Annotated in this window: 9 protein-coding genes; 6 read left to right on the forward strand and 3 right to left on the reverse strand. The window is 67.9% G+C overall.

Annotated features, from left to right (window positions below; all coding sequences use genetic code 11):
* Position 1: 1 nt before the first annotated feature.
* From gspD to AC3A56_RS12980, 3 genes are all read left to right on the forward strand, one after another.
* Positions 2-2,638, forward strand: coding sequence for a type II secretion system secretin GspD (gene gspD, locus AC3A56_RS12970; protein WP_487770607.1), 2,637 nt, complete (start codon positions 2-4; stop codon positions 2,636-2,638).
* Between the two features lie 61 nt (positions 2,639-2,699).
* Positions 2,700-5,219 (forward strand): ATP-dependent helicase HrpB, encoded by a 2,520-nt coding sequence (hrpB, locus tag AC3A56_RS12975; RefSeq protein WP_487770608.1) that lies wholly within the window; start codon positions 2,700-2,702, stop codon positions 5,217-5,219.
* Between the two features lie 88 nt (positions 5,220-5,307).
* Entirely contained in the window at positions 5,308-7,992 is a 2,685-nt protein-coding gene (locus AC3A56_RS12980) for a bifunctional diguanylate cyclase/phosphodiesterase (protein ID WP_487770609.1), read from the forward strand.
* A 124-nt stretch (positions 7,993-8,116) separates the two neighbouring features.
* Here AC3A56_RS12980 and AC3A56_RS12985 read toward each other — a convergent pair whose 3' ends face one another.
* Entirely contained in the window at positions 8,117-10,633 is a 2,517-nt protein-coding gene (locus AC3A56_RS12985) for a pre-peptidase C-terminal domain-containing protein (RefSeq protein WP_487770610.1), read from the reverse strand.
* A 783-nt stretch (positions 10,634-11,416) separates the two neighbouring features.
* On the opposite strand from AC3A56_RS12985, the gene AC3A56_RS12990 reads away from it, so the two are divergent.
* On the forward strand, positions 11,417-12,652 hold the full coding sequence (locus AC3A56_RS12990) for a TIGR03862 family flavoprotein (RefSeq protein WP_487770611.1): 1,236 nt from the start codon (positions 11,417-11,419) through the stop codon (positions 12,650-12,652).
* Between the two features lie 18 nt (positions 12,653-12,670).
* On the opposite strand, the gene AC3A56_RS12995 is transcribed toward AC3A56_RS12990, so the two are convergent.
* Positions 12,671-13,447 (reverse strand): glutaminyl-peptide cyclotransferase, encoded by a 777-nt coding sequence (locus AC3A56_RS12995; RefSeq protein ID WP_487770612.1) that lies wholly within the window; start codon positions 13,445-13,447, stop codon positions 12,671-12,673.
* Positions 13,448-13,476: 29 nt separating this feature from the next.
* Entirely contained in the window at positions 13,477-14,856 is a 1,380-nt protein-coding gene (dbpA, locus tag AC3A56_RS13000) for an ATP-dependent RNA helicase DbpA (protein ID WP_056715057.1), read from the reverse strand.
* A 91-nt stretch (positions 14,857-14,947) separates the two neighbouring features.
* Between dbpA and folB the strand changes: the two genes are divergently transcribed.
* Together folB and folK are read left to right on the forward strand one after the other, a co-directional pair.
* On the forward strand, positions 14,948-15,307 hold the full coding sequence (gene folB, locus AC3A56_RS13005) for a dihydroneopterin aldolase (protein WP_056715066.1): 360 nt from the start codon (positions 14,948-14,950) through the stop codon (positions 15,305-15,307).
* Positions 15,307-15,795, forward strand: coding sequence for a 2-amino-4-hydroxy-6-hydroxymethyldihydropteridine diphosphokinase (gene folK / locus AC3A56_RS13010; protein WP_487770613.1), 489 nt, complete (start codon positions 15,307-15,309; stop codon positions 15,793-15,795). The genes folB and folK overlap by 1 nt, the downstream gene beginning before the upstream one ends.
* Positions 15,796-15,859: the final 64 nt, after the last annotated feature.

The raw sequence follows: 15,859 nt of genomic DNA on the forward strand, positions 1-15,859 counted from the left end.
CATGTTCCGCACGCTCACCCAGCAAACCCTGCGCGCCGCCACGCTCGCCTTCGTGGTCGGCGTGGCCGGTTGCGCCAGCCTGCCGCAGCCGCATGACGACGGCGCCCTGCAGCGCGAGGCGATGGCCGGCACGCAGAACCCGGTGCCGGCACCGCTGCCGTTGAACACCAGCGTGGCCAGTGGCACCGAGGCCACGGCGAGCCCCGAGATCAGCCACGGCAGCGGCCAGTTCATCCATCCCGACGCGCTGGCCACGCCCAGGCCGGCGGCCAGCGGCAGCGGCGCGGTGACCTTCAACTTCGAGAACCAGCCGGTGCAGGCGGTGGTCAAGGCGATCCTCGGCGACCTGCTGAAGCAGAACTACACCATCGTGCCCGGCGTGCAGGGCAACATCTCGTTCTCCACCTCCGAGCCGGTCGACGCCGGCCAGGCACTGCCGATCCTCGAGACCCTGCTGGGCTGGACCGGCAATGCCCTGGTGCATCGCGACGGCGGCTACGTGGTGATGCCGCAGAAGGATGCGGTGGCCGGCAACCTGGTGCCCAGCCTGGGCGCCACCGCGCCGCAGGGCGGGCTGCAGGCGCGGCTGTTCCCGCTGCGCTACATCTCGGCCACCGAGATGCAGAAACTGATCAAGCCGTTCGCGCGGCCCGACGCCACCCTGCTGGCGGACCCGGCGCGCAACCTGCTGGTGATGTCGGGCACGCCGCAGGAGCTGGCCAACTACCAGAGCATGGTGCGCACCTTCGACGTCGACTGGCTGCGCGGCATGTCGGTGGGCGTGTTCAACCTGCAGTACGCCACGGTCGGCGACCTGATGCCCAAGCTGGACGGCATGTTCGGCGTGCACGGCGACACCCCGCTGGCCGGCATGCTGCGCTTCATCCCGATCGAGCGCACCAACGCGCTGGTGGTGATCAGCACCCAGCCCGACTACCTGCGCGAAGTGGGCGACTGGATCGCCCGCATCGATCGTGGCGGTGGCAACGAGCCCCAGCTGTTCGTCTACGACGTGCGCAACATCAAGGCCTCGGACCTGGCCCGCTACCTGGCCAACATCTACACCAACGGCGCCGGTGGCGGCGGCACCGGCGACAGCGGCGGCCAGGTGGGCCCGGGCCTCACCGGCGCCACCCTGGGCAGCGCCGAGAACGCCAGCGGCACCAGCATGGGCAGCACCGCCGGCGGCTTCGGCAACGCGGCGGATGGCTCGCGCAACGGCGGCATCGGTGGCGGCATCAATGGCACCGACAGCAATGGCGGCCTGAACATGGGCAGCGCTCGGGATGCCGGCGGCAGCGGCACCAGCGGCGGCTTCGGCAACACCTCGAGCAGCAGCTTCGGCAATGCCGCCGGTGGCAACGCCGCCGGTGACCAGCAGTACAGCTCCAGCGACGGCAGCGTGCGGATCAGTTCGGTCGACAGCAACAACCAGCTGCTGGTGCGCGCGCGGCCTTCGCAGTGGGAAGAGATCAAATCGGCCATCAGCAAGCTCGACAACGTGCCGATGCAGGTGCAGATCGAGACGCGCATCCTGGAAGTGAACCTCACTGGCGAATTCCAGTTCGGCGTGCAGTGGTACCTGGAAGGCCTCACCGGCAGCACCACCACCAGCGACGACAGCGGCAACTCGGTACTCGTGCCAGGCCAGCCCTACCGCCATCGCCAGATCGGCCTGGGCCAGGGCGGCAACGCGTTCGGTGGCGAGCCGTTCTTCTACTCCTTCCTCAACAGCAACCTGCAGGTCGCCGTGCGCGCGATGGAGACCAGCGGCAACACCAAGACGCTGTCGGCGCCGTCGATGGTGGTGATGAACAACCAGACCGCGAGCATCCAGGTCGGCAACAGCATCCCGATCAATTCGGTCAGCGTGAACTCGGGTCTCGGCAACACGACCAGCCAGAGCGAGGTGAAGTACCTCAACACCGGCGTGATCCTCAACGTGCAGCCGCGGATCAATCCCGGCGGCCTGGTCTACATGAACATCAGCCAGGAAGTGAGCCAGGCCGACCGCACGGTGGCGCTGGTCAATGGCAACCCGGCGATCTCGCAGCGCAAGCTGGCCACCCAGGTGGCCGTGCAGAGCGGCCAGACCGTGCTGCTGGGCGGCCTGATCGAGCAGGCCGAAGGCAACACCGACACCGGCATTCCCGGCCTCAACCGCATCCCCGTGCTGGGCCGGTTGTTCGGCAGCACCAATCGCAGCCGCAACCGCACCGAGCTGATCGTGCTGATCACGCCGCGGGTGATCCGCGGCGGCGCCGATGCCAAGCAGATCACCGACGACTACCAGAACAAGTTCGAATCGCTGACCCCGCTGCGCAAGTCGGGCGAACTCGTTCCCACGGCAGCGGCCACCACCGTGCCGTTGCCAGCTGTGCCGTCGCCGCCGGCGCCGGCGCCGAGCTGGCCCGAACAGATGCAGCAGCATGCGGAACTGGCGCTGGGCAAGGGCGACTATCTGAACGCGCAGAACCTGGCGATCCAGTCGTGGCAGCAGGGCACGCATCATGGCGAGCTGTGCGAACGCAACTGGCAGGTGGTCATCGAGGCACGCCAGCATGCGCAGGATGCGAAGGGCCTGGAGCTGGCGCGCAAGCGCCTGGCCGATTGCCGTGCACCGGTGAAGTCGCCATAACGCCACGCCCTCGCGGAGCAGGCCGGGCCTGCTCCGCCTGCAGCCACTATCATTCGCGTGGATGACTGCATCCACGCCGAATTTCCCGATCACCCCGCTGCTGCCGCAGATCGTCGCCGCGCTGGCGACGCATCCGCGGCTGGTGCTGGAAGCGCCGCCGGGCGCGGGCAAGACCACCCAGGTGCCGCTGGCCCTGCTCGACGCCGACTGGCTGGCCGGGCAGAAGATCGTGATGCTGGAGCCGCGCCGGATCGCGGCGCGCTCGGCCGCGCAGTTCATGGCGCGGCAGCTGGGCGAGGAGGTCGGGCAGACCGTCGGCTACCGCATCCGCTTCGAGTCGAAGGTGAGCGCGGCCACCCGCATCGAGGTGGTCACCGAGGGCATCCTGACCCGGCTGATCCAGCATGACCCGGAGCTGGCGGGCATCGGCGCGATCGTGTTCGACGAATTCCACGAACGCCATCTCGCCGGTGATCTCGGCGCCGCGCTGGCGCTGGACCTGCAGGCCACCTTGCGGCCCGGGCTGCGCCTGCTGCTGATGTCGGCCACGCTGGATGGCGAGCGCATCGCCCAGTGGCTGGACGCGCCGCGGCTGTCCAGCCCCGGCCGCAGCTTCGCGGTGCGCATCGAACATCCGCCGGCGCGCACGCAGGAGGCGATCGAACACCAGCTGGCACGGGTGGTGCGCCAGGCGCTGGAGGAAAACGACGGCGACGTGCTGGCCTTCCTGCCCGGCCGCCGCGAGATCGCCCGCGTGCAGGCGGTGCTGGCGCAGACCCTGACGCGCGACGACGTCGACGTGCTGGCCCTGCATGGCGAACTCTCGCTGATCGATCAGCAGGCAGCGCTGGCGCCGGCGGAGTCGGGCCTGCGCCGCGTGGTGCTGGCCACCAACGTGGCCGAGTCCAGCATCACCTTGCCGGGCATTCGCGCGGTGGTCGACAGCGGCCTGGCGCGCGAGCCGCGTTTCGATCCGAACTCCGGCTTCACCCGGCTGGAAACGGTGACCATCTCGCAGGCCTCGGCCGACCAGCGCGCCGGCCGCGCCGGTCGCGTGGCCGAAGGCACGGCGTATCGGCTGTGGCCGCAGAGCCGCCGGCTGGAACCGGCGCGCACCGCGGAGATCGCCCAGGCCGAGCTGTCCTCGCTGGCGCTGGAACTGGCGGCCTGGGGCATCACCGCCAGCAGCGACGCCGACCTGTCCTGGCTCGATCCGCCACCGGCCGGCGCGCTGGCGCAGGCGCGCGAACTGCTGCAGCAACTGGGTGCTCTCGGCGACGATGGCCGCATCACCGCGTTGGGCAAGCGCATGCTCGAACTCGGCGCCAGCCCGCGCATGGCGGCGGCCGCCCTGCGTGCGCCGCCGCCGTTGCACGCGCTGGTGGCCGACCTGCTGGCCTTGCTGGATGCCCGTTCGCCGATGCGCGGCGAACAGGCGCGCAACGATGACCTGCGTGTGCGCCTCGCTGCGCTGCATGCCTGGCGCGACCGTCGCGGTGCCCAGGCGCGCGACGCGGACGCCGGAGCGCTGGCGGCGATCGAGCAGGCCAGCAAGGGTTGGCGTCGTCGCCTCGACGTGCGCAGCGCCGCCAGTGGCGTGCCGCACAGCCACAGTGTCGGCGACCTGCTGCTGCACGCCTTTCCCGACCGGGTGGCGCGCCGCGATGACGGCAACCCCACGCGCTACACGCTGGCCAATGGCCGCGGCGCGCGCCTGCACGAGAACACCGCCTTGCTGGGCGAGCCGTGGCTGGTCGTCATCGAGTTGCGCCGCGACAGTCGCGACAGCCTGATCCTGGCGGCAGCGCCGCTGGACCCGCGCGTGCTGGAGCGCGATTTCCCGGCCCGCTTCAGCCGCGAACGCAGCCTGCGCTGGAACGAGCAGCGCGGTGCCGCCGAGGCCTTCGACGAATCGCGTTTCGGCACGATCGTGCTGGAACGTCACAGCGTGCCGGTGAAACCGTCCGACGCCTTGCCCGCGCTGCTCGCCGCCGTGCGCGCGCGGGGCGTCGACAGTTTGCCGTGGAGTGATCACGCGCGGCGCCTGCGCGCACGGATGCAGGCCCTGCGCCAGTGGATGCCCGAGCTTGGCTTGCCGGATGTCTCCGGCACCGCCTTGCTGGCTTCGCTGGAGGATTGGCTGGCGCCGTGCCTGGCAGGACGTCATCGACTCGATGCGCTGGGGCCGGAGGATCTGTCCCAGGCGCTGGCGTCGCGTCTGGATCACCAGCAGCGTCGCATGCTGGATGCGCAGGCGCCGGAAAGCCTGGTGGTGCCCAGCGGCCAGCAGCGCCGGCTGGAGTACACCGAAGACGGACCGCCGGTGCTGGCGGTGAAGCTGCAGGAGTTGTTCGGCCTGGCCGACACCCCGCGCGTGGGCGGCGGTCGCGTGCCGGTCACCCTGCACCTGCTGTCGCCGGCGGGACGACCGATCCAGGTGACCCAGGACCTGAAGGGCTTCTGGGAGCGCACCTATCCCGAGGTCAGGAAGGAAATGAAGGGCCGCTATCCGCGCCATCCCTGGCCCGATGATCCGTGGACCGCCACGCCGACGCACCGCGCGAAACCGCGCGAGCGCTGAGGGTGTGCGGCTCGTAACGGTCAGAGCACGTGGTGCTCTTGTACCATCGACGCTTGCGGACGTTGCGCGTGGGGAGCTGCCAGAAAACATGGATCGCGACGAGCTTGACCCGGCCCGGGCGGATCAGCGGGAAGACCATGACGCCCGACTGTCGCTGGCCAAGCCATCGCCATGGCGGCTCAGCGCGTGGCTGTGGAGCCTGCTGGTCCTGCTGGGCGGACTGGCCCTGGCGCTGTCCGTGCACCATCAGCAGCAGCAACGCCGCCTGGCGGAGCAGTCCTTCGTTCGTGGCGAACTGGCCAACAAGACGTTCGCGGCGCTGCAGGACAAGCTGCATTCGGCCGAAGCGATGCTGCGCGCCGTGCAGACGCTGTTCCTCGCGTCGGACCAGGTGACCCAGGTCGAGTTTGCGAATTTCTACACCAACCTGCGCCCCCGCGAGCAATTTCCCAGCCTGCTGGCGCTGGCCTATGCGCAACGCGAACAGGATGGCGCGGGCGAGCGCTACATGACGCGATGGGTCGAGCCCGGCACCGGCAATGCGGCGGTGATCGGCCTGGATGTGGGAGCGCAGCCGAACAACCTGGCCGGCCTGCTGGCCTCGCGCGACAGCGACCAGGCCACCCTGTCCGCGCCGTTTCGCCCGGTGCAGCAGCGGGGCGCCAGCGGCACCGAGGACGGCATCACCCTGCGCCTGCCCGTGTTCAGCCCGGGCGACCCGCCGCAATCGCTCGCCCAACGGCACCAGCGCATGCGCGGCTCGATCGCCGTGTCCTTTCGCGTCAGCACGCTGATCGACAGCGTGCTGCAGGATGACGTGCGACGCGACCTGCGGCTGCAACTGGCCGACGTGACGGAAGCCGGCCACGTGCTGCCGCTGTTCGATTCGATGCCCGGCAAACCGGAGGTTCGCGGCAGCTATCGCTTCGAGCGTCGGCTGGCCTACGGCGGCAGGGTCTGGGACGTGGTGATGCAGCCACGCGACACTACCCCTCCCGCGATCGACTGGCGCCAGTCGACCCTGCCTGGCGGCTTGCTGGTGAGCTTGCTGCTGGCCCTGCTGGTGTACTCCATCGTCGGGACGCGGCAGCGCGCGCTCGAGCTGGGCTGGCAGATGAGCCGGCGCTATCGCGAGAGCGAGGAGCGCTTCCGCGCACTGAACGAATTGCTGCCCGCGCTGGTGCTGCTGGCCGAAGTCGATGGCGGCCGGATCACCTACGCGAACCGCACCTCGCGCGATCGCCTCGGTGACCAGGTCACCGAGCAGCGCCTGCCCGACCTGTTCGACGACGAGATCCTGCGCCGGCAGCTGAGCGATGCCGAAACCCGCGGCTGCAGCCGGGTCGAGGCGCGCCTGCACAACACGGCTGGCGCGCATTTCTGGGCCAGCGTGGCGATCTCGCGCATCGAGCTGGGCGGAGTCGGCAAGTTGCTGATGGTGGCCAGCGACATCACCGAACAGCGCCAGCTGACCGAGCTGCTCAGTCACCAGGCCAGCCACGACGCCCTGACCGATCTGTACAACCGGCGCGAATTCGAGCGCCGCCTGCATGATTCGCTGGCGGCCGGCGTGGCGGGCCCGCCGATCATCGTGCTGCTGTACGTCGACCTCGATCAGTTCAAGCTGATCAACGACACCTCGGGTCATCTCGCCGGCGATCAGCTGCTGGCCCAGCTTTCGATCGTGATGCGCAAGCAACTGGGCGGCACCGACGTGCTGGCCCGGCTCGGCGGCGACGAGTTCGGGGTGCTGCTGACCCGGGTGGCCGACCCGCAGGAAGCGGAGCGGATCGCCGAACGCGTGCGTCGCTGCATCGATGGCTACGTGTTCATCTGGGAACAGCGCAGCTACACGATCAGTGCCAGCATCGGCGGCGTGGTCGCCGAGCCGGCCGGCATCTCGGCCAAGGATCTGCTGACCCAGGCCGACACCGCCTGCTACGTGGCCAAGGAGTCCGGCCGCAATCGCGTGCACTTCTACTCCGAGCGCGACGACCAGACAGTGCGCCGGCGCAGCGAGATGGAGTGGGCCAACCGCCTGCGCTGGGCCGTCGACGAACATCGTCTGCAGCTCACCTACCAGGAAGTGTGGCCACTGCCGCTGGGCGACGGCGCCGAACCCGGCATCGAGATGCTGTTGCGCTTCCGCGAGGAGTCCGGGCAGCTGGTGGTGCCCGGCGTGTTCCTGCCGGCGGCGGAGCGTTACGGCCTGATGCCGTCGGTCGACCGCTGGGTGATCGAGACCACGCTGGCCAACTTCGAGCGGCTGCATCCGGCCGGCAACCGGCTGGACATGGTGGCAATCAACCTGTCCGGCGCCAGCATCGAGGACCCGGCCCTGGTCGACCGGATCATCGAACTGCTGCAGCGCTACCGGGTGGAGCCTTCGCGGGTGTGTTTCGAGATCACCGAGACCGTGGCGGTGCGCAACCTGTCCCAGGTGGTGCGCTGCATGGCCTTGTTGCGCAGCGCTGGTTGCCGCATCGCACTGGACGATTTCGGCGCGGGCATGTCCTCGTTCACCTATCTGAAAAACCTGCCGCTGGACATCATCAAGATCGACGGCAGCTTCGTGCGCGACATGCTCACCGATCCGGTCAGTCACCTGATGGTCAAGGCGGTGACCGACATCGGGCATCGACTGGGACTGGAAGTGATCGCCGAATGGGTGGCCGACGCCGAGACCGTGCAGGCGCTGACCGCACTGGGCGTGAACCGGGTGCAGGGCTTCAGCCTGAATCATCCCGAGCTGGCGGTATTCCAGCGCGACTGAGTGTTCGGCAGCGAGATTCATGGACGTCTGGACGTCCATACGCAGGAAGGCCCGGTCGTCGCCGGCCGGGCCTTCCTGCCTGAAGGGCGGGGCGCGTCCCTGCGCTCCCCGGTTCTGCACTCGCTTACGGCGTGTAGCTGCCGGTCAGCGTGACGCCGCTGTAGCTGCTGTAGGCCCGCACCATGACGTAGTAGGTGCCTGCAGTGGCCGGCGAGATGTTGCAGGTCTCGCTGTTGCCGGCCACGTAGGGGCGGCAGTCGTAGCTGCTGGTGGTGGGTGCCGAGCCGCGCTTCACGTACAGGTCGGCGTCGCCGGTGCCGCCGGAGATCGCGAACTTGAGGTTGCTGGCGCCAGCGGGTACCACCATCGTGTAGTTCACCGCGTTGCTCTTCGTGGCCTGCAGGCCGGTCACCGGCGTGCCGTTCTGCAGCACGTTGCCACCACCGCCGCCGCCCGTGCTCCAGGTGGCCTTGATGCTGACGCCGGAGAACGCGGCATAGCCGTTCAACATCACGTAGTAGGTGCCTGCCTGGGGCGAGGCCACCGTGCAGCTTTCGCTGTTGCCGCTGACGTACGGACGGCAGTCATAGCTGGACAGCGTCGGCGCGGAACCGAACTTCGTGTACAGATCCGCGTCGCCGGTGCCGCCGGATTCGGCGATCACCAGGTTGGTCGCGCCGGCGGGAATCACCACGGTGTAGGCCAGCTGCGCGCCCGTGGCGGCAGCCTGACCGGTGAGCACCACCCCGTTCTGCAGCACGTTGCCACCACCGCCAGCAGCAACGACCGTTACCGATGCGGTCCTGGTGTTGGTGGCGCCGCTGTTGTCGGTTACCTGCAGCGACACCGTGTATGTGCCGGCGGCGGCGTAGGTGTGACTCGGATTGGTGGCGGTCGAGATGCTGCCGTCGCCGAAGTTCCACGCGCGTGACGCGATGCTGCCGTCACTGTCGGTGGAGCTGTCGGTGAAGTTCACGGTCAGGCCGTTGGTCACGTCGCCGAAATTGGCCACTGGCGGAACGTTGCTGCTGCCGCCACCGCCGATCCCATTGGCGGCGGCGCTGATGATCAGTTCGCCACGGCCGGTAGCCAGGTCATAACCGGAGCTGGCCGTTTCACCACCGTTGTTGCCCGAAGTGATGTCGTGGAAGGCAGACGCCGGCAGCTGGTACAGCAGCGGCGCGGCAAAACCCACGCTGGAGCCCTTGATCGCGATGACACGCGCCCAGGCACCGGCAAACAGTGGCGCGGACAGGCTGGTGCCACCGTACTGCTGGGTGGCACCGCTGACGATGATCTTCGAACCCGAATTGGGGTCGGCATCATAGGCGATGTCCGGCAGGCCGCGTTTGCTGCCCGGGGCCACGCCGTTCTGCCAGCTTGGCTGCGGCTCGAACGTGCTGGAGCTGCCGCCGCCGCTGGTCCACACGGTGGCACTGCTCCAGGTGGTGGTGGACGCATTCAGCGTTGTGCCGCCCACTGCCACCACGTACTGCGACGCGGCCGGCCAGCTGGGCGTGACACCGCCGTCGCCACACTCGTCGGCGCCGGAGTCGCCGGTGGAGATCGAGAAGGTTTGGCCCTGCGCCACCGCCTGCTGGAATATCTGGTCCTGCGCCGCCGCCGAACCATCGCTCTGCGCGCCGGTTTCGCATTCGCCCAGCGAGACGTTGATGATCTTGGTCGCGTTGGCGCTGACGATGGTGTTGAAGTCGGCCGTGAGGTTGGCGTTGGACAGGGTCGGGATGTTGTAGAAGATCAGGCTGCCGACCTGGCCACCGGCCATGCCGACAACGTCCTGGCTGTCCAGGCTCCACTCGCCCAGGCCGCTGGTGTCAGTGCTGGTGCCGTTGGTGTTGACCGTCTGCGTGGTCACCCGTGCGAGCCCGGCGTTGTCGGTGAAGGTGTTGAGATCGGTGATGGTCTGGGTGATCTTGCCCTGAGTGACGATGCCCACCGGCACGCCGGCGGCCGTGGCGACGCCGGTGCCGCCGTAGATCGAGGCGAACTCGGTCGGGTTGTGGCCGGTCACTGCCTGGGTGGTGTAGCTGGCCTGCATCGGCACGGCGAAGGTGTGTGCCTGGTGGACGCTCTGCAAACCGATCACCGACAGCACACTGTCCTGCAGTGCGGCGGGGATCTGCACGTCATCGTTGTGCATGAAGGCCATGCGGCCTTCCCGAGTGCGCACCCGGGCGAACGTGGTCTTGAACGCAGCCTGCGCCGTGTCCGCCCGGCCATCGGCCGAAACCAGCATGCGGTTGGGGGCGATCTGCACGTTGGTGAAGCCGGCCGCGGTGAGCCATGCGGCCACCTGACTCGCCTGGGTCGCCGTGGGTGCATAAGTGGAGACGAACTCCGGCGCTGACAGCGAGTGCCGCACCATCGACAGCTTCGAGGACTTGGCCGTGGCAATGAAGCTGTGCAACTGACTGGCGTTGCGCAGTTTCAGTGCGACTTCGATATGGATGGGTTGCGAGGTCGCCAGCGGCCCGCTGATCACGTCACCTCGGCGGAGCTGGGTGGCGTGCTGGTTCAGTGCGACAAAAGCGTTGTTGCCGGTTGGCGTGGCATGGACCGAAGTGACGGCGGCCATGCTGATGGCTGCGGTCAGCAGCGTCAGGCGAAAATGACTTGGCATGTATGGTTCCCGGAAGTTTTTCGAGGCGAACGAAGCCGCTGGGGCCGCGTGGACCTCATCAAGTGAGCACCGTGAAGCTCACGGCGCCATCGGTTTTCTGGACTGCCCAGCGACTTCGTGCCTGCTTCGGCCGGCTCTTCTGCATCCCCCGATGATTGGCCGGTTGCATGTCCGAGCAAGTAAACGTCCATGGCAGGACGCCTTCACGGAATCATTCGTCAGACTTCAAGTTGGCGAACCGCGTGACGGTAGGATTTTCCACAGAAAATCGTCAATAGGATTTTTTCACGGGTCGGGTGAATGACATCACATTATTGGTAAATGGAAAATTGGATTAACTTGCGTAATTGCTTGCGGTTTTGGATCTGTCGATCCGCCGCTGCTTCCGGCTTGAAGGCCGCATCAGGGCTTGTTCAACGCTTCCGAAAGGCCAGAGTGCCGGAGTGACGATGGCTGCCAATATGCGTTTGTCGTTGATTAACATGAGGTAGTCATGAATCGCTTTGATTTGCTGGTTATGCGGTCTTGTCAGCGCAATTAATTGCGTTTTGCGCAATATCATTATTGTCGGGTTCGCGAGGCTCGTTGGATTGGTGACGCCAACTCGCCGGCAGGGAGCGCGAAGGAAGCGGCATGCAGTTATTTCCGATTCATGCAACGGGGCTCTGGCAGGTCGGTTTGAGTCACGCACCACGGTCGGAAGTACACATACTGGCGGGGCAGGGAGGTGATGCCGGTCGTGCGTCGGTTCACGCCACCCTGGTGGCGTGCGACCATGCCGGAATGAACCAGACGAATCCTCCCCGACTGGCCATCGTCGGCGGTGGTCCGGCGGGCCTGATGGCGGCCGAGGCGGCGTGTGCCGCCGGCGCAACGGTCGACCTGTACGACGCGAAAGGCTCGGTCGGGCGAAAATTCCTGCTGGCCGGCAAGGGCGGCCTCAACCTGACCCACGCCGAACCCCGCGTCCGTTTCGTCGAACGCTACGGCGCGCGTCGCGACGAAGTGGCGCGCTGGCTGGACGTCTTCGACGCCGACGCGCTGCGTGCGTGGGCCAGCGAGTTGGGCGTGGAGACTTTCGTAGGCAGCTCGGGCCGCGTGTTCCCGCATGACCTGAAGGCCGCACCGCTGTTGCGCGGCTGGTTGCGACGGCTGCGCGAAGCCGGGGTGAACTTCCACATGCACCATCGCTGGCTGGGCTGGCAGGCGCACGATGCCCTGCATTTCGCCACGCCGCAGGGGCAGCGCGTGGTGCCGGCCCCTGCGGTGATCCTGGCACTCGGCGGCGCAAGTTGGCCGCAGCTGGGTTCCGACGGCGCCTGGCTGGCGCCGCTGCGGCAGGCGGGCATCGACATCGCGCCCCTGCAGCCGGCCAACTGCGGTTTCGAGATTCCATGGAGCGAACACCTGTCCAGCCGCTTCGCCGGCGCGCCGTTGAAGCCGGTGGTGGCGCACTGGGTCGATCGACAGGGCGTCGCGCATTCGCGGCAGGGTGAGTTCGTGCTCAGCGAGTACGGCATCGAGGGCAGCCTGGTGTATGCGATCGGCGCCGAGTTGCGCGAGCAGATCCGCGAACACGGCGAGGCCCTGCTGACGCTGGACCTGGTGCCCGGCTACACCGAGCCGGTGCTGGCCGAACGTCTCGCCGCGCCGCGCGGCAAGCACAGCATCGGCGACTGGTTGCGCCGACGCGCCGGACTGGACGCAGCCAGATGCGCGCTGGTGTTCGAGTTGCTGGACAAGCCCACGCTGGCCGATCCGCCGGCGCTGGCGGCGCGACTCAAGGCCTTGCCGCTGCGCCTGCGCGCACCGCGTCCGGTGGCCGAGGCGATCAGCACCGCCGGCGGCGTGCGGCTGGAAGCACTGGATGACACGCTGATGTTGCGCGATCGCTCCGGCGTGTTCTGCGCCGGCGAGATGCTGGACTGGGAAGCGCCCACCGGCGGCTATCTGCTCACCGCCTGCTTCGCCAGCGGCCTGCTGGCCGGGCGCGGCGCGGCGGCGTGGCTGCGGCGTTAGCCGTTCGCGTTCGGCGGCTCACTGGCCGGCGCGCCGCACCAGCTGGATCTCGAACAGCTGCGGCCAGCACTTGCCGGTGACGAACAGGCGCTTGCGCGCCGCATCCCAGGCGATGCCGTTGAGCACGTCGTCGACCGGGTTCGGCAGCTGGCTGATGTCGAGCAGGCCGCTCAGGTCGATCCAGCCGACCACGTGGCCGCTGGCCGGATCGATGCGGGCGATGCGGTCGGTCAGCCACACGTTGGCGTAGATCTCGCCGTCGACCCATTCCAGTTCGTTGAGGTGGGTGACCGGCAGGCCATCGGCGGTGACCTGGATGCGGCGAACCTCGGCCAGCGTTTCCGGATCCAGCACGCGCAGCTCGGCCGTGCCGTCGCTCATGTACAGCTGGTGGTCATCGCGGGTCATCGCCCAGCCTTCGCCGGGATAGCTGAAGGTCTTTTGCGGGGTGAAGCTGGCCAGGTCGTAGACGAAGCCGGTCTGGCTTTGCCAGGTGAGCTGCACCATCCGGCCCTTCCAGTCGACGATGCCTTCGCCGAAGTATTGCTTGGGCAGGCGATGACGCTGCAGCACCTCGCCGGTTTCCAACTCCACCTTGCGCACGGTCGACTCGCCGACCTGGCCGGTGCTCTCGTACAGATGGCCGTCCTTGTAGAACAGGCCTTCGGTGTACGCGGCGGTGTCGTGCGGATAGCTGTGCACCACCTTGTAGCCGTACACGGGAATCGCGGCCCAAACGGAGCCGGCCGAGGCGAACAGGGCGAGGGCAAGCGTGCGGTGGAACCAGCGCGACATGGCAATAGTTTCCAGCTTGGTGGGTGTGTTCAGCCCAAGGGCCGCACGCGGAAGTTCCGACCTTTGATCTTGCCGGCGCGCAAACGTTCCAGCGCCTTGTTTGCCAGTTCGCGGCTGATCGCCACGTAGGCGCGGGTGGCGAACACGTCGATCTTGCCGATGTCCTTCGCCGCCAGCCCGGCATCGCCGGTGAGCGCGCCGAGGATGTCGCCCGGGCGCAGCTTGTCCTGGCGGCCGGCGTCGATCACCAGGGTCTTCATCGGCGCCAGATGCAAAGTCTTGCCGCGGGACGGCGCAACTTTCAGCGGACGCCACGGCAGCGGCGTACCGTTCAATTCCTCGATGTTCGCGGCTTTCGGTCGCTCGCGCGGCGCGCACAAGGTGATCGCCAGGCCGGCCTGGCCGGCGCGGCCGGTGCGGCCGATGCGATGGGTGTGGGTTTCCGGGTCATGCGCGATGTCGTAGCTGACCACCAGCGGCAGCGCCACGATGTCGAGTCCGCGCGCGGCCACGTCGGTGGCCACCAGCACCGCGCAGCTGTGGTTCGCGAAACGCACCAGCACTTCGTCACGGTCGCGCTGTTCCATGTCGCCGTGCAGGGCCAGCGCGGAAAAGCCGCGACGATCCAGTTCCTGCGCCACCGCATCCACCTCGCGGCGCATATTGCAGAACACCAGCGCCTGCTCGACGTTGGCACCGCCAAGCAGCTGCGCCAGCGCATCGGGTTTCTGCGCCGGATCGACCTCGTGGAAACGCTGCTCGATCGCCGGCTGTTCGTCAGCCGGTGCGTCCACCGTCACCACCACCGGATCGTGCTGCACGCGTTCGCTGACCGCGCGGATCTCGTCCGGATAAGTGGCCGAGAACAGCAACGTCTGATGATGTTTCGCGATGCGCCCGATGATGTCGTCGATCGCCTCGGAAAAGCCCATGTCGAGCATGCGGTCGGCCTCGTCCAGTACCAGCACCTGGATCCCGCCGCCATGCAGGCTTTGCCGCTTCAGATGTTCCTGCACGCGGCCGGGCGTGCCCACCACGATGTGCGGGTCGTGCGTCAGCGAAGCCAGCTGCGGACCCAGTGGCATGCCGCCGCACAGGGTCAGCAGCTTCACGTTGGGAATGTTCGCGGCCAGCTTGCGGATCGCCTTGCTGACCTGGTCCGCCAGCTCGCGGGTGGGGCACAGCACCAGCGCCTGCAGCCGGATGACGTCCGCGTCGATCGACTGCAGCAGGCTCAAGCCGAACGCCGCGGTCTTGCCGCTGCCGGTCTGTGCCTGGGCGATCACGTCGCGGCCCTCCAGCATCGGCGGCAGGCTTTGCGCCTGCACCGGGGTCATTTCGGCATAGCCGAGGGTTTCCACGCTGGCGAGCAGGGCGGGTTTGAGCGGGAGCGTGCTGAAGGCGGTCATGCGTCCATGATCGCACGGGCGCCTGCTCGCGACTTGCATCCGGGCGCCGCCTCGTCGACCCTGTACGGCTATCGCCCCAGTGAATACCGCCATGGACATCGTTTTCATCGAAGACCTGCGCATCGATGCCGTCATCGGCATCTACGACTGGGAGCGCCGCGTGCGGCAGACGCTGGCGTTCGACATCGAGATGGCGTTCGACAACACGCTGCCGGCGGCCAGCGACGACATCGCGCTGACGCTGAACTACAAGGACGTGTCCAAGCGCCTGATCGACTACGTGGGCGCGTCGAGCTTCGGCCTGGTCGAGACCCTGGCCGAGCGCTGCGCAGCGATCATCCGCGAGGAATTCGGGGTGAGCTGGGTGCGGCTGAAGTTGTCCAAGCCCGGCGCGGTGCGCGGCGCGAAGTCGGTGGGCGTGCGCATTGAACGCGGCGTGCGGCCGGACTGATGGCGCGTGTCTACCTGAGCCTGGGTTCCAACCTGGAACCGCATCGCCACCTGCGCGCGGCGCTGGCGGAATTGCGCGAGCGCTTCGGCGAGCTGGTCGTGTCGCCGGCTTATCGCAGCGCCTCGGTGGGCTTCGACGGCGCCGCCTTCGTGAACCTGGCCGTGGGGCTGGACACCGAGCTGGAACCCGAGGCGTTGAACGACTGGCTGCACGCGCTGGAGGATCGCCACGGCCGCCGCCGCGACGTGCCGCGTTACTCCGATCGCACGCTGGATGTCGACATCGTGTTCTACGACGACCTGGTGCTGGACGGTCCCGGCCATCTGCAGATTCCCCGCAACGAGCTGCAGCATGCGTTCGTGTTGCGGCCGATCGCCGATATCGCACCGGGCTTTCGCCATCCGCTCGGCGGGCGGAGCATGGCCGAGCTGTGGGCGGCCTTTCCCGCGGGGAGCGAACCGCTGCAGGCCGAAGCGCTGGCGGATTGAACCGGGCGCACTGTTGCAGCTGCCGCGCGGATGCTAGAAAGGCGCATCACGGGCCTGAGCCCGT

This window comes from Rhodanobacter sp. Soil_C_14, assembly GCF_057657335.1.